Source organism: Micromonospora vinacea (genome assembly GCF_015751785.1).
In the GTDB taxonomy this organism is placed as follows: domain Bacteria; phylum Actinomycetota; class Actinomycetes; order Mycobacteriales; family Micromonosporaceae; genus Micromonospora; species Micromonospora vinacea.
Window position 1 is genome coordinate 3951470 of the sequence record NZ_JADOTY010000001.1, and the last position, 21778, is coordinate 3973247.

At 70.7% G+C, this 21778-nt stretch carries 20 protein-coding genes; 8 read left to right on the plus strand and 12 right to left on the minus strand.

The features are described 5' to 3' along the window. Positions 1-285: 285 nt before the first annotated feature. Positions 286-669 carry a hypothetical protein gene (locus IW249_RS18785; RefSeq protein WP_196921946.1) on the plus strand — a complete coding sequence of 128 codons (384 nt, stop codon included), beginning with the start codon at positions 286-288 and terminating at the stop codon, positions 667-669. Here IW249_RS18785 and IW249_RS18790 read toward each other — a convergent pair. Next, positions 648-1160: a nitroreductase/quinone reductase family protein gene (locus IW249_RS18790; protein ID WP_196921947.1), complete on the minus strand. Its 513-nt coding sequence runs from the start codon at positions 1158-1160 to the stop codon at positions 648-650. The two genes, IW249_RS18785 and IW249_RS18790, sit on opposite strands and share 22 nt — an antisense overlap. 179 nt (positions 1161-1339) lie before the next feature. Next, positions 1340-2104, minus strand: coding sequence for a hypothetical protein (locus IW249_RS18795; protein WP_196921948.1), 765 nt, complete (start codon positions 2102-2104; stop codon positions 1340-1342). Between the two features lie 341 nt (positions 2105-2445). Between IW249_RS18795 and argS the strand changes: the two genes are divergently transcribed. Further along, positions 2446-4164 carry an arginine--tRNA ligase gene (gene argS / locus IW249_RS18800; RefSeq protein WP_196921949.1) on the plus strand — a complete coding sequence of 573 codons (1719 nt, stop codon included), beginning with the start codon at positions 2446-2448 and terminating at the stop codon, positions 4162-4164. Positions 4165-4185: 21 nt separating this feature from the next. On the opposite strand, the gene IW249_RS18805 is transcribed toward argS, so the two are convergent. From IW249_RS18805 to IW249_RS35040, 4 genes are all read right to left on the minus strand, one after another. Then, a complete protein-coding gene (locus IW249_RS18805) occupies positions 4186-4527 on the minus strand; it encodes an ArsR/SmtB family transcription factor (protein WP_030333934.1) in 342 nt (113 codons plus the stop codon). A gap of 190 nt (positions 4528-4717) precedes the next feature. After that, positions 4718-5911, minus strand: a complete 1194-nt coding sequence (locus tag IW249_RS18810) for an endo-1,4-beta-xylanase (RefSeq protein ID WP_196921950.1) — start codon at positions 5909-5911, stop codon at positions 4718-4720. A 352-nt stretch (positions 5912-6263) separates the two neighbouring features. After that, on the minus strand, positions 6264-7085 hold the full coding sequence (locus IW249_RS18815; RefSeq protein WP_196921951.1) for a PIG-L family deacetylase: 822 nt from the start codon (positions 7083-7085) through the stop codon (positions 6264-6266). A gap of 23 nt (positions 7086-7108) precedes the next feature. Further along, the gene (locus tag IW249_RS35040; RefSeq protein ID WP_196921952.1) at positions 7109-8479 is read right to left on the minus strand and encodes a bacterial Ig-like domain-containing protein; all 1371 of its coding nucleotides are present in this window, start codon (positions 8477-8479) and stop codon (positions 7109-7111) included. Positions 8480-8641: 162 nt separating this feature from the next. On the opposite strand from IW249_RS35040, the gene IW249_RS18825 reads away from it, so the two are divergent. Then, complete coding sequence (locus IW249_RS18825; protein ID WP_196921953.1) at positions 8642-9547, plus strand: alpha/beta fold hydrolase; 906 nt, start codon at positions 8642-8644, stop codon at positions 9545-9547. Positions 9548-9551: 4 nt separating this feature from the next. Here IW249_RS18825 and prfH read toward each other — a convergent pair whose 3' ends face one another. Both prfH and IW249_RS18835 read right to left on the minus strand, forming a co-directional pair. Then, positions 9552-10166, minus strand: a complete 615-nt coding sequence (prfH, locus tag IW249_RS18830; RefSeq protein WP_196921954.1) for a peptide chain release factor H — start codon at positions 10164-10166, stop codon at positions 9552-9554. Beyond that, entirely contained in the window at positions 10163-11350 is a 1188-nt protein-coding gene (locus IW249_RS18835) for an RNA ligase RtcB family protein (protein WP_196921955.1), read from the minus strand. The genes prfH and IW249_RS18835 overlap by 4 nt, the downstream gene beginning before the upstream one ends. 171 nt (positions 11351-11521) lie before the next feature. Here IW249_RS18835 and IW249_RS18840 point away from each other — a divergent pair, with 171 nt between their 5' ends. Continuing rightward, entirely contained in the window at positions 11522-12052 is a 531-nt protein-coding gene (locus tag IW249_RS18840) for a P-loop NTPase family protein (protein WP_196921956.1), read from the plus strand. Between the two features lie 171 nt (positions 12053-12223). Here the strand turns inward: IW249_RS18840 and IW249_RS18845 are convergent, their stop codons facing one another. Continuing rightward, positions 12224-13336, minus strand: a complete 1113-nt coding sequence (locus tag IW249_RS18845) for an ice-binding family protein (RefSeq protein ID WP_307788632.1) — start codon at positions 13334-13336, stop codon at positions 12224-12226. 364 nt (positions 13337-13700) lie between these two features. Between IW249_RS18845 and IW249_RS18850 the strand changes: the two genes are divergently transcribed. Then, positions 13701-14551, plus strand: a protein-coding gene (locus IW249_RS18850) for an IS5 family transposase (RefSeq protein ID WP_372432978.1) whose coding sequence is annotated in 2 segments (ribosomal slippage) — positions 13701-14036 and positions 14039-14551 — 849 coding nt in all. Because the reading frame shifts where the segments join, the coding sequence is not laid out codon by codon here. 17 nt (positions 14552-14568) lie between these two features. On the opposite strand, the gene IW249_RS18855 is transcribed toward IW249_RS18850, so the two are convergent. Further along, positions 14569-15219 carry a class I SAM-dependent methyltransferase gene (locus IW249_RS18855; RefSeq protein WP_196921958.1) on the minus strand — a complete coding sequence of 217 codons (651 nt, stop codon included), beginning with the start codon at positions 15217-15219 and terminating at the stop codon, positions 14569-14571. 118 nt (positions 15220-15337) lie between these two features. Here IW249_RS18855 and IW249_RS18860 point away from each other — a divergent pair, with 118 nt between their 5' ends. After that, positions 15338-16084, plus strand: a complete 747-nt coding sequence (locus tag IW249_RS18860) for an SDR family oxidoreductase (protein ID WP_196921959.1) — start codon at positions 15338-15340, stop codon at positions 16082-16084. 9 nt (positions 16085-16093) lie between these two features. On the opposite strand, the gene IW249_RS18865 is transcribed toward IW249_RS18860, so the two are convergent. Further along, a complete protein-coding gene (locus IW249_RS18865; protein WP_196921960.1) occupies positions 16094-18319 on the minus strand; it encodes a hypothetical protein in 2226 nt (741 codons plus the stop codon). Positions 18320-18461: 142 nt separating this feature from the next. Next, entirely contained in the window at positions 18462-19433 is a 972-nt protein-coding gene (locus IW249_RS18870) for an AraC family transcriptional regulator (RefSeq protein ID WP_196921961.1), read from the minus strand. Positions 19434-19517: 84 nt separating this feature from the next. Between IW249_RS18870 and IW249_RS18875 the strand changes: the two genes are divergently transcribed. Both IW249_RS18875 and IW249_RS18880 read left to right on the plus strand, forming a co-directional pair. After that, the gene (locus tag IW249_RS18875) at positions 19518-20486 is read left to right on the plus strand and encodes an SDR family NAD(P)-dependent oxidoreductase (protein WP_196921962.1); all 969 of its coding nucleotides are present in this window, start codon (positions 19518-19520) and stop codon (positions 20484-20486) included. Between the two features lie 57 nt (positions 20487-20543). Beyond that, the gene (locus tag IW249_RS18880) at positions 20544-21692 is read left to right on the plus strand and encodes an FUSC family protein (RefSeq protein ID WP_196921963.1); all 1149 of its coding nucleotides are present in this window, start codon (positions 20544-20546) and stop codon (positions 21690-21692) included. Positions 21693-21778: the final 86 nt, after the last annotated feature.

Here is a 21778-nt window from a genome sequence, read left to right on the forward strand (position 1 = left end):
TTGTCTCCCCGGGCTCCCCAGGCCGTCGCCCGGCACCTGTCACCTATCGCCCGGGCCGGTCACGAATACGTCTTGACCTGCGGTTTTGTCGGATCCGAGCAGTGGTGTTCGGGGCCGGGGAGTGGTACGACTGATACCTCGGACCGGGTGGTGCGGGGTCAGTTGGAGGTGGCGGATGCGTCTCAGGAACACCACGCCCCGGCGCCGGCCCTTCGACCTCAGGGCCGCGGTGGTCCCGCCCCAGTGCGGGATCGGGTTCACGTCGTCGTCGCTGCCGAGACCCCAATGACGGGCCCGGAAAACGCGGAGGAGATGGCGGCCGCCTACGCCCGCGGGCTCGACGCGGGCCGGATCGAGCAGCGTCTACAGGGGCATGATGAGCACCTGCGCAGGATCAACGGCTCGATCGACTCGATGACGCAGGCTCTCCGGGCTCTCACCGAGGAACTCCGCGGCAACGTCACCCTGCTCGGCGCCAACGTGACCGCGGGCCGCCGTGACGCCAGCGAGCGGGACAGGATCGCGGCGGTGCGGCTGGAGGAGGCGGGCATCGTCGAGTCCCAGCGGACGGTCCGGTGGACGGCATGGCAGCGCTGGTTCGCTGTCGTCGGCGCGATCATCCTGGTCGTGAACTTCGGCCTGGGTCTCTACCTCGCGTTCGGCAGTTGATCTGGCGTTGGGGAGTAGTCGCCATCCGATCTGGGCTCCAGCACCACCACTGTGGTTTCCGACGATCGCCGTGCGGCGTGGGCGTCGAAGTTCTTGTCGGCCTCGCGCCAGCGGGGCCACAGCCGTGACCGCTCGTCGTCGGTGGCGACGCGGCCGCGCACCAGCCGCCGTCCGTCGACCAGATCGACTGACGCGTCCGGTCGTGCCTGGAGGTTGAGCCACCAGGCGGGGGCGCCCTCACCCCAGCCGTTCATCGCCACGCCGACCAGGTTCGAGCCATCCTCGAAGTAGGCGATGATGACGCTGCGCTGCTGGCCGGTGCGGCGTCCGGTCGTGGTCAGCCGCAGGGTGCCCCAGCGGGTCTCGCGGGGTCGCCACAGCCCGGTTCGGCCGCCGGAGACCCGGTACAGGCCCCGGTGCACCGACCAGGCCAGCCGGATGAACCACCGCGGTGGGAGCCACGGTGCCTTCGTTCCCTGAGCGTCCGACATGACGACCTCCTCCACCGACCAACGCTGACGGCCCGGCGGGCTGCCGCCGCAGTTCCCCGCACCCACTGTGGACCGTGATCCTCAAGTCTTCCGGTGGGAGCGCGACTCGCGTCCGGGTGTCCATGATTCGACCGAGGATCGAACCGATCGGTGGAAGCCCAGCTTCGGTGGCGGGCGGGCTACCGCTGCCAGGCGTCGATGGCGCGGACGCCGTCGCGCACGACCCGGTCCAGGATGGCGGGGTTGCCGCTGGCGCCCTCCCACCCCTGGTCGTCGAAGACCGTCACGGTGCTGTCGACCCGGGCCACGGCGATCTGGCTGGACGCGGTGCCGCCGGTGCGATCGCCGTTCAGGCTCGTCTCGGGCCAGGTCCGGGTCAGCAGCAGCGCCTCGTCGCCGACCCCGGGCAGCGCCTGACTCTTGACCGTGACGCGGTATCCGGACTGGTCGTACGAGGGGCACGCCTGCACTGCGGTGCGGAGACGGCCCAGGTAACCCGAAGCGCCGTCGCCGTCGAAGGTGAAGATGGTCTGGTGGATCATCCCCTGCGGCACGTTGCTGGATGGCTCGCCGGCCTTCTGGTAGGTGACGGTCATCGCGGCGCTCGCGGTGACCTGCCGGCCGCCGGTGCCGAACTCGTTGCCACACAGCTTCGGCAGGGCCTCCTCGACGGGCGTCGTCCGTCGGGGAGACTTCCGCAGCTCGGCGGGCAACTCGACGAAGGCCGAGGTCGGGATGGTCACCGGGGTGCTCGCGCTCGGAGATGGTGGGTCTGTCGGGGGCGCTGACGCCGACGGGGCGGCCGGCGCGGTGGTCGCCGGGGCCGAGCCGGGCGGATCCTCGGTGGTGGTGCAGGCAGCGGCGAGCGTGATGGCGCCGACCAGTGGGAGCAGCGCGAGCGCGCGTCGCGTACGGGTCACCGGCAGTGGTGTGTATCGGCTCATCGTCACCCCTCGTCTCTCCCTTGGCAGTTCCCTGCCCGATGTCCAACGAAACGACCACGCCTCGGGCATCGACCGGACCACCGGAATCGATGTGTCGTCGCGTCGGCCGGGGCGCTAGGCTGTCCCGCATGACCAGCGTGATCGCTCTGTGCACCGGACTGGCGTCTGACGTCCAGGTCGGTGCGGGGCGACGCCGGCGATCCGTCGCCCGCCCGCGCTGACCTGTTTCCTGCGACCGGCGGATCGAGCCGCCGGTCGTTCGCTGGTCGTCCTCGGTCCGCCCGTATCTCCCCGTCAACGGCTCGCGTGACAGCGCGGGTCCGAGCGAGATCGGCGTACCCATGGATCTTGAAAAGTTGTTGTCCGACCGGCTGGCGCCGGCGTTCGCGGCGGTGGCCGGCGGCCCGGTCGACCCGCTCGTGCGGCGGTCTCCACGTGCGGACTTCCAGTCCGACGCGGCGCTGGCGCTGGCCCGGCGGCTCGGCCGCCCGCCGCGGGACGTCGCCGCCGCGGTGCTGGCGCACGCGGTGCTCGACGACATCTGCGTGTCGGCGGAGGTCTCCGGGCCGGGTTTCCTCAACCTGACAGTTGCCGACCGGGCACTGGCCGACATGGTCTCCGGGCTGGCTGGCGACGCCCGGCTCGGCGTGCCGTCGGCTGCCGCACCGCAGACCGTGGTGGTCGACTATTCGGCACCGAACGTGGCGAAGGAGATGCATGTTGGGCATCTTCGCGGCACCGTGATCGGTGACGCGGCGGTACGGCTGCTGGACTGGCTCGGGCACCGGGTGGTGCGGGTCAACCACCTGGGCGACTGGGGGACGCCGTTCGGCATGTTGATCGAGCACCTGGCCGACGTCGGCGAAGCCGGAGCGGCGCACGAGTTGTCGATGGGCGACCTGGACGCCTTCTACCGAGCGGCCCGGGCGAAGTTCGACGCTGACGAGGCGTTCCGGGAACGGTCGCGGCTGCGGGTGGTCGCGTTGCAGGGCGGCGACGAGCGGACCCGGCGGTTGTGGCGGCTGCTGGTGACGCAGTCGGAGCGGTACTTCCTGACCGTCTACGACCTGCTCGACGTGACCTTGTCCGAGGGCGACTTCCGGGGCGAGAGCGCCTACAACGACAGGCTCGCGAGCGTCGTCGACGACCTGGACCGGCTGGGGCTGCTGCTGCCCAGCGGTGGGGCCGACTGTGTCTTCCCGCCCGGGTTCACCGGCCGGGACGGCGAGCCGTTGCCGCTGATCGTGCGCAAGAGCGACGGTGGGTACGGCTACCCGGCCACCGATCTGGCCGCGCTGCGGCAGCGCGTCGACGAGCTGGGCGCTACCCGGCTGTTGTACGTCGTCGGCCTACCGCAGCGGCAGCACTTCGCGATGGTGTTCGCCGTCGCCGAGGCGGCCGGCTGGCTCAACCCGCCGGCCCGGGCCGAGCATCTGGGCTTCGGCTCCATCCTCGGTGCCGACGGGCGGATGCTGCGCAGCCGGGCCGGTGAGTCGGTGAAGCTTGTCGGGCTGTTGGAGGAGGCGGTCGCCCGTGCCACCGACCTGGCCCGGAGCAGGAACCCGGATCTGGACGCCGGGACCGCCGACGAGATCGGCCGCGCGGTGGGCATCGGTGCCATCAAGTACGCCGACCTGTCCGTCGACCGGACCACTGACTACGTCCTGGACTGGGAGCGGATGTTGGCGCTGGACGGCAACACCGCGCCCTACCTCCAGTACGCGTACGCCCGGATCCGGTCGGTGCTGCGGCGGGCTGGGACGGCCGCGCGGCCGGACGCGCCCATCGTTGTCGCGCAGCCGGCGGAGCGGGCGCTCGCGGTCGAGCTGCTCGGCTTCGCCGCGGTGGTCGGCGAGGTGGAGCGGAGTCTCGAGTTTCATCAGCTCGCCGGGTACCTGCACCGGCTCGCGACCGCATTCAACGCCTTCTACGAGCGCTGCCCGGTGTTGCGTGCTCCGGACGAGCTGCGGGAGAGCCGGCTGCTGCTGGCCGAGCTGACCGCCCGGACCCTGCGGCAGGGGCTGCACCTGCTCGGCATCCGCACGCTGGAGCGGATGTGACGAGCCCGCCTGCCGGCCCGGTCAGCGGGCCCTCTTCGTGGCCCGCTTCCGGGGCGGCGTCAACAGGTCGGCAATCTGCGCGATGGCGGCGGGCACCAGGCGGTAGTACGCCCAGACCCCACGCTTGTCGCGTTCGAGTAGGCCGGCCTCGGTGAGGATCCGAAGGTGATGACTCACCGTCGGCTGGGAGAGGTTGAGCGCCGAGGTGAGGTCACTCACGGACGCCTCACCTTCCGGCGCCGACTGGATCAGGCTGAGCAACCGGAGTCGCGCCGGATCGGCGAAGGCCTTCAGCACCCCCGCTAGCCGTTCGGCATCGGCCCGCTTGATGGGATCGCCGGTGAGCGGCGAGATCGCAGGCATGGCAGTTTTCGCAGTTCCCACGCCTGCCATAGTGACACCAACACCATCAATAAACCGGCAGATCCGGCACCAGTCCTCCGATGGCGTCCGGATGGCGCGACGGAACCGCCGAACGTGAGTCGAACGTCGACGTCCGTGGTGGCCACAGGGGCCGTGTGGAGCTTCGGGAAGCTCCACACGGCCCTGTGCGTCAGCGGCGCGGTTTGGGTGCGATGCGGGGCAGGACGTACGGCGGCCCGGCGAAGATCAGATCGGACTTCAACTCCTGGTACGCCCGCTTGGGCTGGTAGTTCTCGTCGTAGATGGTGGCCAGGCCCTCCGGCGGGTCGTCGAACCAGCCCGGCACCCACGAATGGTTGTCACTGAAACCCCAGACTGTGTACGACAGGCAGCTCCGCACGGCGAGGCACGCCTTCATCAGCACGCTGAAGTTGGCGGCCGACGCCTGTAGCCGGGGGTTGATCTCCTCCGAGTTGCCCGCCTGCACGCCCTCTGTCAGCTGGCTGCGGACGTCGACCTCGGTGAACGCGGTAGCGACGCCGAGCCCGGCGAACTTCTTCAGCGCGGCGGTCACCTGGAGGGTGTCGAAGTTGCCGTACTGGGTGCCCAGATGGCCCTGGGAGCCGACGCCGTCGATCGGCACACCCTGGGCGCGCAGGCTCTTGGTCATGTCGTACACGAACTGGGTCTTGTCGTCCGCCGGGTTACCCGAGCCAAACGCCTCGATGTTGTAGTCGTTGTAGAACAGCAGGGCCTTGGGGTCGGCGGCCCGCGCCCAGCGGAAGGCGTCGGCGATGTAGCCGGGCCCGAGGTTCTGCGCCCAGAAGCCCTTGTAATGCAGGGTCGACGGGGTGTCCCACGGGTCACTGACCGCCTCGTTGACCACGTCCCACTGCCAGATCTTGCCCTTGTAGCGGTTGACGACAGTGGTGATGTGCTTGCGCAGCAGCTCGCGCAACTCCTGCTTGCTGATGGAACCGTCGGCGACGCCGCTGGTCAACCAGGCGGGCAACTGGTTGTGCCAGACCAGCACGTGGCCGCGCACGCTCTGCCGGTTGCGCTTGGCGAACTCGACGAACTGGTCGGCCGGTGCCCAGTTGTAGGTGCCGCGGGTCGGCTCCAGGCTCTCCCACTTCATCACGTTCTCGGCGGTGACCGACGCGAACTCGGTGGAGGCCAGCTTGCGGTACTGCGGGTCGCTGGCGTCGTTGAGGGCATCCATGCTCACCGCGGTGCCGACGTGCAGGCCGTGGCGCAGGCCGAGGGTGCCGAGGCTCTGCGTCGTGGGGTCGTACGGCCGACTCGCGGTGGCCGGCACCGTGTTCAGCGTTGCGACGGTCGCGACGGCGACCAGGCCGACTGTCGACCACTGTCTCAACTTCATGTGCCTTCCCTTCCAGACGATCAATAGACAAATGTCGATCTAGGAGGTGAGGGTCCGGTGTTGACGGACGGAGGTGCGGGTGGGGTCGGGTGCTGCCGGTAGTTCCGGCCGGAAACCGGAAACTTGTTCGAAACGTTAAGCCGATCTATGTCTGGGCGTCAACGCCGAAAACTTCCGGAAATTCATCACATGACCTGCGGGGTGCTGCGTCGTTCGCGGCCGAAACTTTCGACGACCAGCGACGGGCGACCGGCGACCGGCGAGGTTCGGGCGGTGAGGTCGTCGTGGCGCACGCCAACGGGCATCGTCGACCCGGTGGTCGACGATGCCCGGTGGCGCTACGGAAGAGTGGTCAGCGCAGGCCGGCGAAGAGGTCGTCCTCGGGGGTCGGCGAGCCGGTCCGGTCCCGGACCCGCAGGAAGGTCTCCATGCCCATCAGCTCGGTGAACCGCTCCTGGCCCAGTTGCAGAAAGAAGATGTTCTCGGTCTGACTGGCGTGGGTGGCCAGCGCGCCGAACTTCTGCGCGCCGTACTTGCTGGTGTCGACCCAGGTGGTGATCTCGTCGTCCGGCAGGCCGAGCTGCGGCTCCGCCGCGTCCGGCTCGGCCCACTCGACGCCGAGCTCCTTCATGATCCGGCCGAACTCCGCGAACGCCGTACGCGGCACCGTGGTCCAGTAGACCTTCGCCGGGACGTCCGTCTGCTCGACGGCGGCCATGGTGATCCGATGAGCCTGGATGTGGTCCGGGTGGCCATAGAAACCATTCTCGTCGTACGTGACGATCACGTCCGGCTGGTACCGCCGGATCAGCTCCGCGAGCCGGGCCGCGGCGTCCGCCACCGGCGTCGTCCAGAACGCGCCGGGCAGGTCGTTGGTCGGCCAGCCCATCATTCCGGAGTCGGCGTAGCCGAGGGTCTCCAGGTGGGTGACGTTCAGCGTCGCACAGCTGGCCTCCAGCTCGGCCTGGCGCATCGCCACCACGGCCGCCGGGTCGTGCCCCTCCTCGCCCGGCTTGACCCCACCCGGGCCGTCCCCACATCGCCCGTCGGTGCAGGTCACCAGCACTGTGGTGACCCCCTCGGCGGCATAGCGGGCAAGGACGCCGCCGGTGCTCGTCGCCTCGTCGTCGGGGTGGGCGTGCACCGCCATCAGGGTCAGAGGTCGCTCAGCCATGCCATCACCCTACGGTCATCCGGTTACGGCCCCACGACCTGCACCGGGAACGAGGCCGTCCTCGTCACCCCGACCACCGAGTACGACACGATGACGGTCTGCGCCCCCGCGGTGGTGAGGTCGTACCCCGAGACCGTGTACCCGCCGTGGCCGTGCGCCAGAACCTCGTCCCGCACCCCGTCGGTGTAGTCGGCCGTCACCACGAGACGCGTGAGGTCGAGGGGCTCGCCGACGGCGTACGTCGTCCTGGTCAATGGCGTCCGTACCGCGACGCTCGTCGGGTCCGCACCCCGCATCGCGGCGTGCTCCGCCTGGGTGAGGGCGAAGACGCTCCCGTGCCGCAGCACGCCGTCCGCCAGGTCGTATTCGGGTTTCCGGCTCCAGTCGACGGGCGTCCAGTCGCCCGACGCGAGATCTGCGCTCCAGTACGGGTGCAGCTGCTCCTCCAGGTGGTTGCCGGAGGGCGACCCGGCCCAGATCTGGTCGGCCCAGAGGTAGTAGCCCGGCCCGCGTACGTCACCGGGGTTGGCCTTGACCACCATCGGCGCTTCGGCGTAGGTGGTGTTCATCGCCCGGTGGGTGATGCAGCTCGCCACCAGTTCCCACTCCTCCGCAGGAGCGAGGATGGAGGACGACCGCTCCTGGTAGATGTCCTCCGAGCCGCACGACGGGACGTACGGTGTGACCCCGACACCGGTGGACGTGCGGTCGCTGACAAAACGGTGGTACGACCCGTCGGTGTCGTCCCGGATGATCACCGCGTCCAGCGTCCCGTGGTGGGGGCGGTCACTCATGACCCGTGCCGGAGTGAAGGTCACGAAGTCCCGGGTGGTGCAGTAGAGGGTCTGGTTCCGGGTGACCGGGAAGCGGCCACGCGGATCGGTGCGATCAGGTGTGTAGTACGTCCCGGGGGGATACATCGACGAGGTCCAGTAGACGACGTAGGCGTCGATCGACTCGTCCCAGATGGCCTCCGGGGCGAACGCCATGCCTGCCTCTTCCGGGGCCACCAGCACGTGTCGCTGCTCGGACCAGGTCCGCAGATCGGTGGACTCCCACACCTCGATGTGCCGGCTCGCGCCGCTCTGCGCCCAGTCCCAGCCCTGCCAGCCGTACGCCCAGCCATCGACGTTCAGATCGGTGGCGACGAGGTAGAACCGGTCCCCCGCCGGGGAGCGGACGACGGACGGGTCGCGAACTGCGTGCATGCCCCTGGTGGACCGGAGCACCGCCTGCCCGTCGTTGACAGCGGTCCAACTGGTCGGATCGTTTCCGATGCTCGCGGCGAGGTAGAGCTGTTGCCCCGCCTGACTGTTGGACCGGGCGAAGTTCGCCATGCCGTAGCGCGAGAAGGGGGCGAGCGGGACCCCGGGGCGCTCCTCGGTCTGTGTCACCGGATCACCTTCCGCCGCCACTGGGCTCGTCGGAGCTGGCATCCTACCCAGTTCGGCATCCCCCGAGGGGTCCTTGTGTGAACGGTGCTCAGGCTCCGGGCCGGTCGCTAGATTCGGCCGTGATCAGCACCTCCGAGCAGGTTCGGACGCGGGGAGAAGTCGATGGCAAAGACCGCTGGCGGGTTCACCGACCTGCGACAGGTCGAGGCCGGAGTCCTGAACGTCGGATACGTGGACGCCGGGCCACCCGACGGGGACGCGGTGATCCTCCTGCACGGGTGGCCCTACGACATCCACAGCTTCGCCGACGTCGTACCGCTGCTCACCGCCGTCGGTCACCGGGTCGTTGTCCCGTACCTGCGGGGCTACGGCACGACCCGGTTCCTCTCCGACGACACCATGCGAAACGGCGAACCGGCGGCCATGGGGCTCGACCTCATCGCCCTGATGGACGCCCTCAAGATCGACACCGCGAAGCTCGCCGGGTTCGACTGGGGCGCGCGCACCGCCGATGTCGTCGCCGCGCTGTGGCCCGAACGCTGCCGGGGGCTGGTCTCGGTGAGCGGCTACCTGATCGACGGGCAGAAGTCGGGCACGGTGCCGTTGCCGCCGAAGGCGGAGTTCGCGTGGTGGTACCAGTACTACTTCGCCACCGAGCGCGGTCGCGAAGGGTACGACAAGAACCGGCGCGACTTCGCCAAACTGATCTGGCACACCGCCTCGCCCCAGTGGACGTTCGACGACGCGACGTTCGACCGCAGCGCAGCAGCGTTCGACAACCCCGACCACGTCGACATCGTCATCCACAACTACCGCTGGCGGCTGGCCCTCGCCGACGGCGAGCCGCAGTACGACGAGATCGAGAAGCGTCTGGCCGCGAAGCCGAAGATCACGGTCCCCAGCATCTCCCTGGAGGGGGACGCCAACGGAGCGCCGCACCTGGAGCCCACCGTCTACGGCAAGCAGTTCGCCGGCCCGTACGAGCACCGGACCGTCGGGGGCGGTGTCGGGCACAACCTGCCGCAGGAGGCGCCGCAGGCTTTCGCGGACGCCGTGCTGGAGGTCTGAGTCGTCAGGGCGTCGGCCGTTCCACCCGCACCGGATCGCCGCGAACCAGCCCGTCGTGGATGCGCCACCGGGCGGCGGTGACGGCACGCCGCGCCTCCTCGTCGCCGTGCTCGATGCGGTGCCGCAGCAGGTCCAGGGCGATCCGGCGGTTGAGACTGAACTGCCGCTCCTCGTCCACCACGACCACCAGACCCGACGGACGGTGGGTTGCGCGTACCGCCGTGCTGGCCTTGTTCCGGTGCTGACCACCCGGCCCGCCGGTGCGGCAGCCGACGATGTCGACGTCCGCCTCGCGGAACGTCGTGGGCCGGGCGTCGCGTTCGGGCGGCTGGGCGGTGACGTACCAGTTCTTCCGGCCGACGCCCGACCGGTACGGGCTGGGGGCCTGCCAGCACAGCGTCCCGGTCCACGTGGCCGCGAACGCCTCGGCGTCAGCGCCGGAGATCCGGATCAGCACCGACCGGTAGGTGCCGGTGCGGTCACCGGGCACCGCCTCGACCTGCTGGACCGTCAGACCTCGGCGGGTGCCCTCGTCCCGCAGGCGGCGTAGCAGGTGACTCACCGCCCAGGCGCACTCCTGCGGCCCGCGCCCGGCGGACAGCAGCAGGAACGCGTTCACGACCGGCCTCGCCGGCCGCGGTGGCCCCGCCGGTCCGGTCGTGCGGCGGACCCGAGGTCGGGCGTCTTGTAGGTGACCACTGGCGTCGTGCTGACCACCGGCGTAGCCAGCTGGTGCGCGACCAGGTCGGTGATCACCTGCTCGATGCGCTTGTACGCCGTGGGCGCCTCCTCGAAGAGCAGCTGCCGGTCACCGCAGACCACCAGCGACCCCACCGGGGTACGGCGTAGCTCCTCGACCGTGTGCTTGGCCCGGCCCCGCCGCAGGGCGTCGGCGCGCGACATCTTGCGGCCAGCTCCGTGGGCCACCGAGTGGTTGGCGTCCGGCCCGGCGTGTGCGGCCACCAGGTAGGAGGGCGTTCCCCGGGTACCGGCGATCAGCACGTCGCGCCCGTCACCCGGTGCCGCGCCCTTGCGGTGCAGGTAGACCCCGTCCCGGACCTCGACCAGGTTGTGGCACTGGTCGACGATCGGCGCGGTGGGCTCGGCCCCCAACGCGTGCGCCACCCGGGCGGCCAGCACCCGGCGGTTGAGCGAACCCCACCGCACCGCCTCGTCGTGCATGCCCAGGTAGGCGGCGGGATCGGGAGCCGCCCCGGCGCCGTGGACCTCGGTGTGCGCCCGCAGGATCCGCTCGCCCAGGCCACGCGAACCGCTGTGCACGATGAGCACCAGATCGCCCGCGTCGAGGCCGAGCCGGCCCGCGTGCCGGACGTCGAGGATGGTGTCGACGCGGGCCAGCTCCACGAAGTGGTTGCCCCGGCCCACCGTCCCGAGACCGTCGAGGTGGCCGGCCGGAACGTCACCGTCGACGGCGGCCCAGGCGGGGTCGTCGGCGTCCCGTACCGGGTCGAGCGCCTGGTCGAGGTCGGGGAACCGGGCGGCGAGCCGTTCCGGTACGGCCCGCTTGAGCTTGATCGGAAACACGGCGATGCCGCAGCCGATGTCGGAGCCCACCAGGAACGGGTACAGCACTGTCGACGCCATGGCCGCGCCGATGGGCGCGCCCTTGCCGGGATGCAGGTCCGGCATCGCGGCGACGTGCCGCATGCCGTCCAGGGCGGCGACCTGTTGGCACTGCGCGAGCGCATCGGACTCGATCCAGCTCGCGGGAGAGGCGAACACCGTGACGGTGGCCGGGGCGGACGGGGGCAGGGGCTCCCGAGGGAGGTGGTGCTGGGACAAGGAGGCTCATCTCTGGCTGCGAACGTGAAAACGGACGGCGTCACGGCCCCCGGGAGGCATCACCGGTGGCGCGGAGCAGGTGTGGTGTCCGTCAGTACGTCATGGACGTCACTCTGGCCGAGGCGCGCCGGGCACGACAACTGATTTTCCTTCACGACGTACGCTGCCGCGATGAGCGCACCGCGTCGCATCCTGGTCTACGGGGTGTACGGCTCCGGCAAGTCCACCCTCGCCGCGCGGTTGGCCGAACACCTCGGCCTGCCCTGGTATCCGGTGGACGACCTGCTCTGGCAGCCGGGCTGGGTCGAGGTGCCGGTCGCCCAGCAACGCAGCCGGATCGAGGAGATCTGCAGACGGGACCGCTGGATCATCGACGGGGCGTACCACGGCTGGCGGGACGTCCCGATGGCCCGCGCCGACCTGGTCGTCGGCCTGGACTATCCACGATGGCGCTCGTTCGGACGGTTGCTCCGCCGCACCGTCCGCCGTGTGGTCACGGGCGAGGTCATCTGCAACGGCAACCGGGAGTCGCTGAGCAGCGTGCTGTCCCCGGACTCGATCCTGGTGTGGCACGTCACCGCGTTCGGCCGGGCCCGACGGCGGATGCGGGCCTGGCAGGCCGACCGGTCCGCCCCGCCCGTGGTGTTGCTGCGCTCCCCGGCGGAGTTGGACGTCTGGCTGAGCGGGCTGCCCCGTCGGTGAGGCGAGTGGACGTCGGACTTCGCGCCGCCGCAGGGCAAGGCCGGCAGCGCGCGAGACCTACGTGGTGCGCATCGGCTGACCGTCCGTGAATGCGTCGTCGGCCCGCTCCGGTGGGGAGCGGGCCGACGACGTGACGTGGCCCGGCCGGGATCACACCGGCCGGGCCACCGATCAGGACTCCAGGCGTCGACGCCGGGCGAGGAGGAACGCGCCAGCACCCAGGACGACCATCACACCTCCGACGCCGGTCATGGCCGGGACCACACCGCCTCCGGTGACCGGCAGGATGGGTTGCTTGCCGCCACCACCAGGTTTGCCGGGTGCGCCAGGGCTGCCAGGCGCACCGGGGCTGCCGGGGGCTCCGGGCGCTCCGGGCGCTCCGGGGGGTCCGGACGGACCAGGTGCGCCGGGGCTACCCGGTGCTCCCGGGCTACCGGGTGCGCCGGGGGCTCCGGGTGCGCCGGGGCTGCCGGGTGCTCCGGGGCTGCCGGGTGCTCCGGGGCTGCCGGGTGCGCCGGGGCTGCCGGGTGCGCCAGGGCTGCCGGGTGCGCCGGGGCTGCCGGACGGGCCGGGTGGGCCGGTGGGCCCAGGCGGGCCTGTCGGTCCGGGCGGGCCTGTCGGCCCGGCGCAGATCGGTGCGGTGATGACGTTGGTGTCGAGGGTGACGGCCTCGGTGCGCGCCAGCGCGCGGCCCTGGAGGGTCGCGCCCGTGGCCAAGGTGATCGCGGCCTGAGCCATGATGGTGCCCACGAAGGTGGTGCCGGTGCCGATCGTCGCCGAGCTGCCGATCTTCCAGAAGACGTTGCAGGCCGACGCTCCGTTGATCAGCACGACGCTGCTGTTCGACGCCGTCGTCAACGAGGAGTCGACCTGGAAGATGAATACGGCCGACGGGTCGCCCTGACCGTTGAGCGTCAACGGTCCGGTCAGTTGGGCGGCCCCGATCCGGTAGACCCCCTCGTTGAGCGTGTTGCCACCCAACTCCGCCGGCAGGTTGGTGAACGGGGTTCGGCCGGCAGCGTCGTTGAAGGCGATGGTCAGATCGCTCTGAGCTTGGAGCGCGACCGCGTCACCGAGGTGCACCTCGCCGCCGATGGTTGCCGTTTCGAATCCGGACGAGGTGACTCCGGGGAACCGCCCGAGGCTCTGGGCCAGGAAGCTGGGGCCGGTGTTGGTCGGCTCCGCCCCGGCCAGGACGGAGAAGTCGGCTGCCGTCCCCAGGTTGACCGGTGCTTCCTGCGCGTTGGCGGCGGTCGAGCTGAAGAGCAGCAGGCTGGCTGCCACTGTGGCGGCTGCACCAGCCGCGAGCGTCGGCAGGACAACCCGCCGCCGTAGCCAGTGTGTGGGTTTAGCTGTCACAGAACACCCCTCCGTGGGTACTACTCGCAGGAGACGTCCAGCGAGCGGCGTCCTGCGTGATACGGCCTGTATGGCGCCGATAAGCGCGCTGACCACCACATCACGTCAGGTGTTCCAATGGGGGCAAATCAGGACAATAGCCCACGCCTGTCTATCCGAATTGATTGACGTTCGCATTCGCGTTCTGCTGGTTCCGCGAATTGCGGGCGAGGCGCGCGACCGGACCACCCAAGCGGATCTCGGCCTAGGCAGTGTCTTCAAAGGATCTTGGTGTCGGATGATGTAGGGCGTGGGTCGTCGCTACGAGTTGTCTGACGTCGAGTGGGATGCGCTGTCGCGGTATCTGCCGTCGGTGGTGACCGGCGGTCGGCCTCGGGTCGATGACCGGCGGGTCCTCAACGGGATCGTGTGGAAGATCCGAGCCGGGGCGGCGTGGCGTGATGTGCCCGTCCGCTACGGATCGTGGCAGTCGATCTATACCCGTTTCCGCAGGTGGGCCCTTGATGGCACGTTCGAGCGGATGCTGGCCGGGGTCCAGGCCGACGCGGACGCTGCCGGGGACATTGACTGGCTGGTGTCGGTGGACTCCACGATCGTGCGCGCCCACCAGCACGCCGCGGGCGCTAAAGGGGGGCCAGCGAATCGGACGAACCACAAGATCACGCCCTCGGTCGAAGTCGAGGTGGACTGACCACCAAGATTCACCTCGCCTGCGACGGCCTGGGTCGGACCCTGGCGTTCGTGCTCACCGGCGGCAACGTCAACGACTGCAGCCGCTTCACGCACGTCATGGCAGCGATCCGGGTCGAGCGGTCCGGACCCGGCCGACCTCGGGTCCGGCCCGACCATGTCATCGCCGACAAGGGCTACAGCTCGAAGGCCATCCGAGAGCACCTGCGCCGACGCGGCGTCGGACACACGATCCCTGAGCGCGCCGACCAGCAGGCCAACCGCCACCGACGAGGCAGCCGCGGCGGCCGACCACCGGTGTTCGACAAGCAGCTCTACAAACGGCGCAACGTCGTCGAACGCTGCTTCAACCGGCTCAAGCAGTGCCGCAGCGTCGCGACCCGCTACGACAAGACCGCGACCTCGTTCCAGGCCACAGTCACTATCGCCGCGCTACTCCAATGGTTGTGAACCTTTGAAGACACGCCCTAGCGGCCCGTGGGGAGTGGCCTGATCGCACGGCCGAGCACGCAGGGGGAGGATGGGCTGTTGCTGGTGGCCGGGAAACGGAAGCGGCGCTGCTCCTCCACCTCGAAGCCGGCCGCCGTGATGGCGGCGACTGTGTCACGGCCGGTGTGGCAGCCGGCGAACAACCTCGGCCACAGTGTGGCGTCGACGATTCGCTGGGCGCGGTGCAGACCGGTGGTTTCCTCCGCGGCCACGTGCTCGAAGAACCGCACCTCGCCTCCGGGGCGCAGCACCCGGCTGATCTCGGCCAGCGCGCTCGGCTGATCGGGCACGGTACACAACACCAACGCGACCACCGCCGCGTCGAACTCGCCGTCACCGGCGGGCAGCGCATCGGCCAGACCGTCGACGACAGTGACCGGAACCGGCGCGTCCGCCGCGGCGCGCTCGGCAGCGGCACGGAGACGCCGCTCCGGTTCGACAGCGACGACCTGGGTCACCCCCGGTGGATAGTGGGAGAACATCCGTCCGTTGCCCGCACCGATCTCGATCACCCGGCCGGACAGGCCGGCGACCAGGTCCCGCCGGAACGCCGCCGTGCCGGCGCGGTCCATGGCGACGCTGAGCCGCTCGTACACCCGGGCGAACACGGGGTGGGACACCGTGGCCATGTCGACCTCCTGATCTCCGTTGAACTGTTCTGCGCCGATTGTCCTGCATCCGCGCACGCTTTCCGTCTTACTGATTGGCAGCACGACTCAACCCAGTGCAGACAGGAGCGGTTCGACCATGAAGATCGTCGTCATCGGGGGCAGCGGCCTCATCGGTTCCAAGCTGGTGGACCGCCTCGGCGCCCAGGGCCACGAGGCGGTGCCGGCGTCGCCGAAGACCGGCGTGAACACCCTGACCGGCGAGGGAGTGGCCGACGCGCTCACCGACGCCGAGGTCGTCGTCGACGTGTCGAACTCGCCGTCGTTCGAGGACGCCGCCGTGCTGGAGTTCTTCGAGACGTCCACCCGGACGCTCCTCGCCGCAGCGTCGGACGCCGGGGTGAACCACTACGTGGCGCTCTCCATCGTGGGGTGCGACCGGATCCCGGACAGCGGGTACATGCGCGCGAAGGTCGCCCAGGAGAAGCTCATCGTCGCGTCCGGAATGCCGTACTCGGTGGTGCACGCCACCCAGTTCTTCGAGTTCCTCCAGGGCATCATCGACGCCGGCACGGACGGCGACACAGTGCACCTCGCGCCGGTGCTCATCCAGCCGATGGCCGCGGACGACGTCGCGGCTGCGGTGGCCGAGGTCGTGCTCAACGCGCCGACGAACTCCGTGGTCGAGATCGCTGGCCCGAAGCAGTTCCGCCTCGACGAACTGGGCCGATCCCTCCTCGCCGACCAGCAGGACCGTCGTTCGGTGGTGGCCGACCCCGACGCCCGGTACTTCGGCGCCGAGCTGGGCGAACGCTCGCTCGTCCCCGCCGATGGCGCCCGCATCGCCGGCACCAGCCTGGACGACTGGCGTACCCGGGGACAGTGAGCCGGCCCGTTACCCCGTCGTCCCGGTCGGGCCGCCCCGCCTGCCGAGGCGCTGCACCAACTCCCGTACCGCCTCGGTGAACGGTTCGTCGGACTCACCCGGCCAGTGCCCGTGAATGGGTGGGGCGACGCTGTCGCCGGGGGGTGTCACCACGTCGCGGGGATCACGCTGTCGACGATCCACAGCGGCGGCCGGGTCACCGCTGGTGGCCGACGCGGGACGCGGGGAGAAGACCCAGCCACCGATGGGGTCGGTGTCGCGCCACAGGTTCACCCAGCGCCAATCCACCCGCCGACCGATCTCGCGCAGTGCCGCGTCGTTGACGTAGGCGGGGAAGAGCCGTGCGTAGAGGCGGCGCAGCGGTGACCCGTGGGTGAGCAGGGCGACCCGGTCGCCGACCTGCTGCGGCAGTTGGAGCACCGTGGCGGCGAGCAGGACCGAGCCGTGGCTGTGCCCGGTGAGCAGCACCGCGTCGCCGCGCTCGACGAGGTAGGTGATCCGGCGGGTCAGTTCCGGCACGGCCCGCTCCGAGTAGCAGGGCGGCGCGAACGGGTGGGCGGCCCGGGGCCAGAAGGTGCCGAGGTCCCAGAGGACACCGATGTGCCGGCGGTACGGCTCGGTCCGGTACGCGAAGATGCCGCCGATGATCAGGCCGAGGATGATCGCCGCGATCACCCAGCTACCGAACGCGATGCCGAACGTGACCGCGTCCGCCGGCAACCTCACGTTCCGCTCGATGACGTCGCTCGGGACCTGCCCCAGCAGACCGATGGTGGTGGTGGCCGTCCCGAGTCCGGTGAGGCAGCCGTAGAGCACGGCCAGCGGCACCAGTTTCTCGGTGAAGCGAGCCCGGGCTATCGCGTCTCGGACCTGCCGAAGTCGGGGCCCCGCCTCGGCCGGCGGGTCCGGAAAGTCGCGCGCGACTATCGCCGCCGCGGCCCGGCGTCGACTCCGGCGGGAGATCAGGACGACGAGGCCGGAGACGACCACCGTGATCAGCAGGGCCCGAAAGAAGCCGTAGATCGCCCAGGTGTAGGCCCGGGGCGGGCCGGAGGCGATGCCGTCACCGGTCGGCACGTCGCGGTCCAGGAAGTCCGCCACGCGGTAGACCAGTTCGGCGGAGTACGCCACCGCCATGCTGATCCCGGTGGCGGCGACAACGAGAGCGCCCAACCCGAACAGCGGGGTGGCGTCGCGCTCTCGGCGCCGGTGCCAGAGCAGCACCACGCCCAGGGCGGCCAACAGCGCCGTCTGCGCCACGAAGAGGCCGGCCAGAGTCGCGTCATAACCGGGGAGCCCGTGCTCCTGCGTCCACGGCTGGGAACTGGTGGACACGTACGCCACGACGGCCACGGTCAGGATGACGGAAGTGGTCCGGAGGGTGCGGGTGACCCGGTCGAGCCGTTGGTCGCCGGGGTCCCGATCGATTAGCGGCGGTGTGCAGAGCACCCCCACGCAGCCCGCCAGGATCACGCCCGTGATCGCCGTCAGGGCGATCGTGCCCGCCGAGGCGTCACTCGCGCCTCGGGCCAGGAGCAGGACGAGGTCCAGCGTCGCGAAGGCCGCCGCGACGTGGATGGCCCGCAACCGGCCCACCAGCGGCTCGGCGTCCCACTGACCGATCGTCCCGAGCCGAGACGCGGAGCCGTCCTCATCGGGTGCCCGAAACGCCTCGAAGGTCCTCCCCGGACGGCAACTGACCCGCCAGATCAGGCCGATCGCGGCGGCTGGGACCAGCGCGAGCACCGCCAGTCGCTGACCGGTCGGCCGCCCACCCAACCAGGACAACCAACTACGTCCCGCGAGGCAGTCCGGTGAGGCCAGGCACCCCCAACCGACGAGATCCACTGCCACGCCGGCGATGGCGAGCACGTACAGCACGGTGAGCGTGAGCGCCAGCACCCGGCACAGGGACTTGACCGCCGCCTCGGATCCGGGGTTCGCCGGACGCATCCAGATCGCGACGTTGACCAGCATGAAGGGGAGCAGGAAGACCACCGCCAGGGTGCGGGCCACCGTCCCGGAGGGCAGGTCACCCCAGCGGTACGCCTCCAACGTCACACCGCGCACACCGGTGGTGTCCGAGCACCGGGGGCGCGGCCGGTAGAACCCGCCACTGCGGTCACCGGCGACCTGCCCGGTCTGTTGCAGGTCCAGCACCTGCGCGGCGCTCGCGCCGGAGACTCCGTGCACCCGTAGCTCCACGGCGTCACCGGAGTCGTCCGGCCCGCTCAACCGCGCTGATCCATCCGACGTCCTCCCGAGGCGTCTCACAGCCCTTGTCCGCGCGACCCGGCCCCGTTCCCACGCCGGAGCCGCCGACGGCAGAGCCGGGTCTACCCGAACCAGACGACCTCAATCGCGGCGGGCCGGGGCGCTACCGCCCAGGCAGGGCCCGACCGGAGGTCTTTGTCGCTTCGGGTACGTCGTCTCGGCCCGCCTTCGCCAGTTCGTTGCGGTAGGCCCGCGGCGAGAGGCCGGTGGTGCGCTTGAAGGCCACGCTGAAGGCGCTCTCCGAGCCGTATCCGATGGCCTGGGCGATGGTGGCGACCGTGTCGGAGCTGCGTCGGATGCGGTCCGCCGCGAGTTCGATCCGCCACCCGGTCAGGTACTCCAGCGGGCCCACCCCGACGACCTTCTTGAAGCGGGCCGCCAACGTCGACCGGGAGACGGTGGCCGCCCGGGCGAGTTCGTCCACCGTCCACGGGTGCGCGGGTCGCGCGTGCATCGCACGTAGCGCGGGAGCGACCACCGGGTCGGTGAGACCGGCCAGCCACCCGGTGGTGGGCTGTTCGTCGCGGGTCAGGTGCAGTCGCAGGACCCGGATCAGCAGGATCAGCGCCAGGTGTTCGGCGACGAGGTGGGAGCCGAGTCGCGTCGATCGGAGTTCCGCGTCGATCTCGGCGAGGGCCCACTGGACGGTACCGGCCTCCGGGGTGTCGGCGGGCACGTGGATGACCGGCGGGAGGTTGTCCAGCAGCAGGCTGCGCGCCCGTCCGCCCAGGGTGAAGGCGCCGCCGATGAGGAACACGTCGTCACCGTCGCCGACGTGCGCCACACCGTCGGTGGCGGCGGCGAAGATCGGGTACGCGGGCGCGACCGGCACCTCGGGGTCGCTGAAGAGGGTGTAGGCCGCCGGTCGGGTCAGCAGGAAGCAGTCCCCCGCACCGAGGTTGATCGGCTCGGCATGGCCGTCGACCCGCAGCCAGCACCGGCCCCGCCGGACGGCGTTGAACTTGGCCCCGGACGGTGGGTCGAAACCGACTGCCCAGCGCCCGCCCCCGACCAGGCCGGCGGAGACGTGGCTCGTCGCGCCAAGCAGGGCCAGCACATCCTCCAGCGGATCCATCCCCACCTTTTCTGGACGCTCACGAAAGTATGAAGGACTCCAGACTATAGGCAGTCCGATCGGGGCGTTCGTAGCCTGGGTTTCATGACAGCGAACCCACGCCTCACCACCCCGTTCAACGCCCGCACCACCGCCGCCGAGGTCCTCGACGGTGTCGACCTCACCGGACGCCGGATGATCGTCACCGGAGGGGCCTCCGGCATCGGTGTGGAGACGGTGCGCGCGTTGGCCGGGGCCGGCGCCGAGGTCACCGTCGCGACCCGGAATCCGCGGGCGGCCGACCGGCTCGCCGAGGAGTTCGCCACCGATGCCACCCGGGGCACGGTTCGGTCGTCCGCCCTCGATCTCGCCGACCTGGCGTCGGTCGACGCCTTCGTCGCGGCCTGGCAGGGCCCGCTCGACGTGCTGATCGCCAACGCCGGAATCATGGCGATCCCGACCCGCCAGCTGACCGCCGTGGGCTGGGAACTCCAGCTCGCGACGAACCACCTCGGCCACTTCGCGCTGGCCCGAGGGCTGCACGACAACCTGCGGGCGGCCGATGCGGCCCGGGTAGTGATGGTCAGTTCCGGGGCGCACCTGGCCGCGCCGTTCGACTTCGACGACCCGCAGTTCGAGCGTCGCCCGTACGACCCGTGGTCGGCCTACGGCCAGTCGAAGACCGCGGAGGTCCTGCTCGCGGTCGGCATCACCCGCCGGTGGGCGAGGGACGGGATCACCGCGAACGCCCTCAACCCCGGGTACATCTTCACCAACCTCCAGCGCCACATCGACGACGACACGATGCGGGCGATGGGCGCCATGGACGAAGCGGGCAACCTCATCGAGGCGGAGTACTACAAGAAGCCCTCCCAGGGCGCGTCGACCACCGTGCTGCTCGCCGGCTCGCCCCTACTCGACGGCGTTGGCGGCCGGTACTTCGACGACAACCAGGAGGCAGAGGTCATTCCCGGTGGCCCCGACGCTACCGGCGGAGTCGCCGCCCACGCGCTGGACCCGGCCGCGTCCGACCGGCTCTGGGCGTACGCCGAGAAGGCGCTCGCCTCGCGCTGACGGCGGCCGGGCCGTGCCGGCGAGGATTGATCCGGCCGTGGCGGGGTAGGTGCCGCCATGGTCGCTGCCGGTCGGCGCGGAGCGGACGCGGGCCCGTCGACCGTCGCCCGGTGGTGGGACCGGGTGGTGGCCGCGTTGCGCGACCGGGCCCGTCGGGTACGGAGCATCGGCGGCCTCGCCCTACAGGCCGGCCTGGCCGCGGCGCTGTCCTGGCTGGTGGCGCACTCGCTGCTACAGGTGTCGCAGCCGGTCTTCGCGCCGATCTCCGCCGTCTCGACGCTCGCCGCGTCCGTCGGCCAGCGGTTGCGTCGCACCGTCGAGCTGATCATCGGCGTCACCGTCGGAGTGTTGATCGGCGACCTGCTGCTCGTGGTGATCGGCACCGGGTGGTGGCAGCTCGCACTGATCGTGGTGCTGGCGATCGTCGTCGCGCTCTTCCTCGCTGGCAGCGCGGCGGTGGTGATCCAGGCCGGGGCGACGGCGGTGCTGATCGCCACGCTCAGCCCGGCCGTCCGGGATCTGGAGATCCCCCGATTCGTGGACGCGCTCGTCGGGGGAGGGGTGGCGCTGCTGGTCACCGCCGTGTTGCTGCCGCTGAATCCGCTGCGGGTGCTCAACCGGGCCGCGCGGCCGGCGTTTGATCTCCTCGCGACCCAGCTCGACGCCACCGCCGAGGCGCTGACCGAGCGGGACGCCGCTCGGGCCCGTGCCGCCCGGGGTGAGCTGCGGCGGAGCGCGGGGCGGTTGAAGGCGTTCGTCGAGGCGACCCAGGGCGCCCGGGAGGCGAGCACCCTGTCACCGGTGTACTGGCACCAACGGCACGGGCCGGTGGGCCGCTACGCGCAGGCGGCGGAGCCGATCGACCGGGCGATGCGCAACAGCGGCACCCTGATCCGACGGTCGGTGACGCTCATCGAGGACGGCGAGCCGGTGCCGGAGCCGTTGCCGACGGCGGTGGCCGATCTCGCCGAGGCCGTCCGCCTGCTCAAGCGGCAGTTCGCCGTCGGCGCCGAGCCGAACCGGGCGCGGGAACAGGCGCTGCGGGCGGTTCGGACGGCCGGGCACGCCTACCGGGACGGCGTCGGCTTCTCCGGTGCGGTCGTGGTGGCACAGGTCCGGACGACCGTCAGCGACCTTCTGGTCGCCTCCGGGCTGAGCCAGCAGGACGCGAATCACCTGGTCCGGAGGGTTTTCGGCGACCTCTGAGACCAGGAAGGCCGTCAGCTGAGCCAGGCAAGACGCCTTCCTGAGCCATGCCTGTTGCGCTCTGAGCCAAAGTGGTGCCATGATGG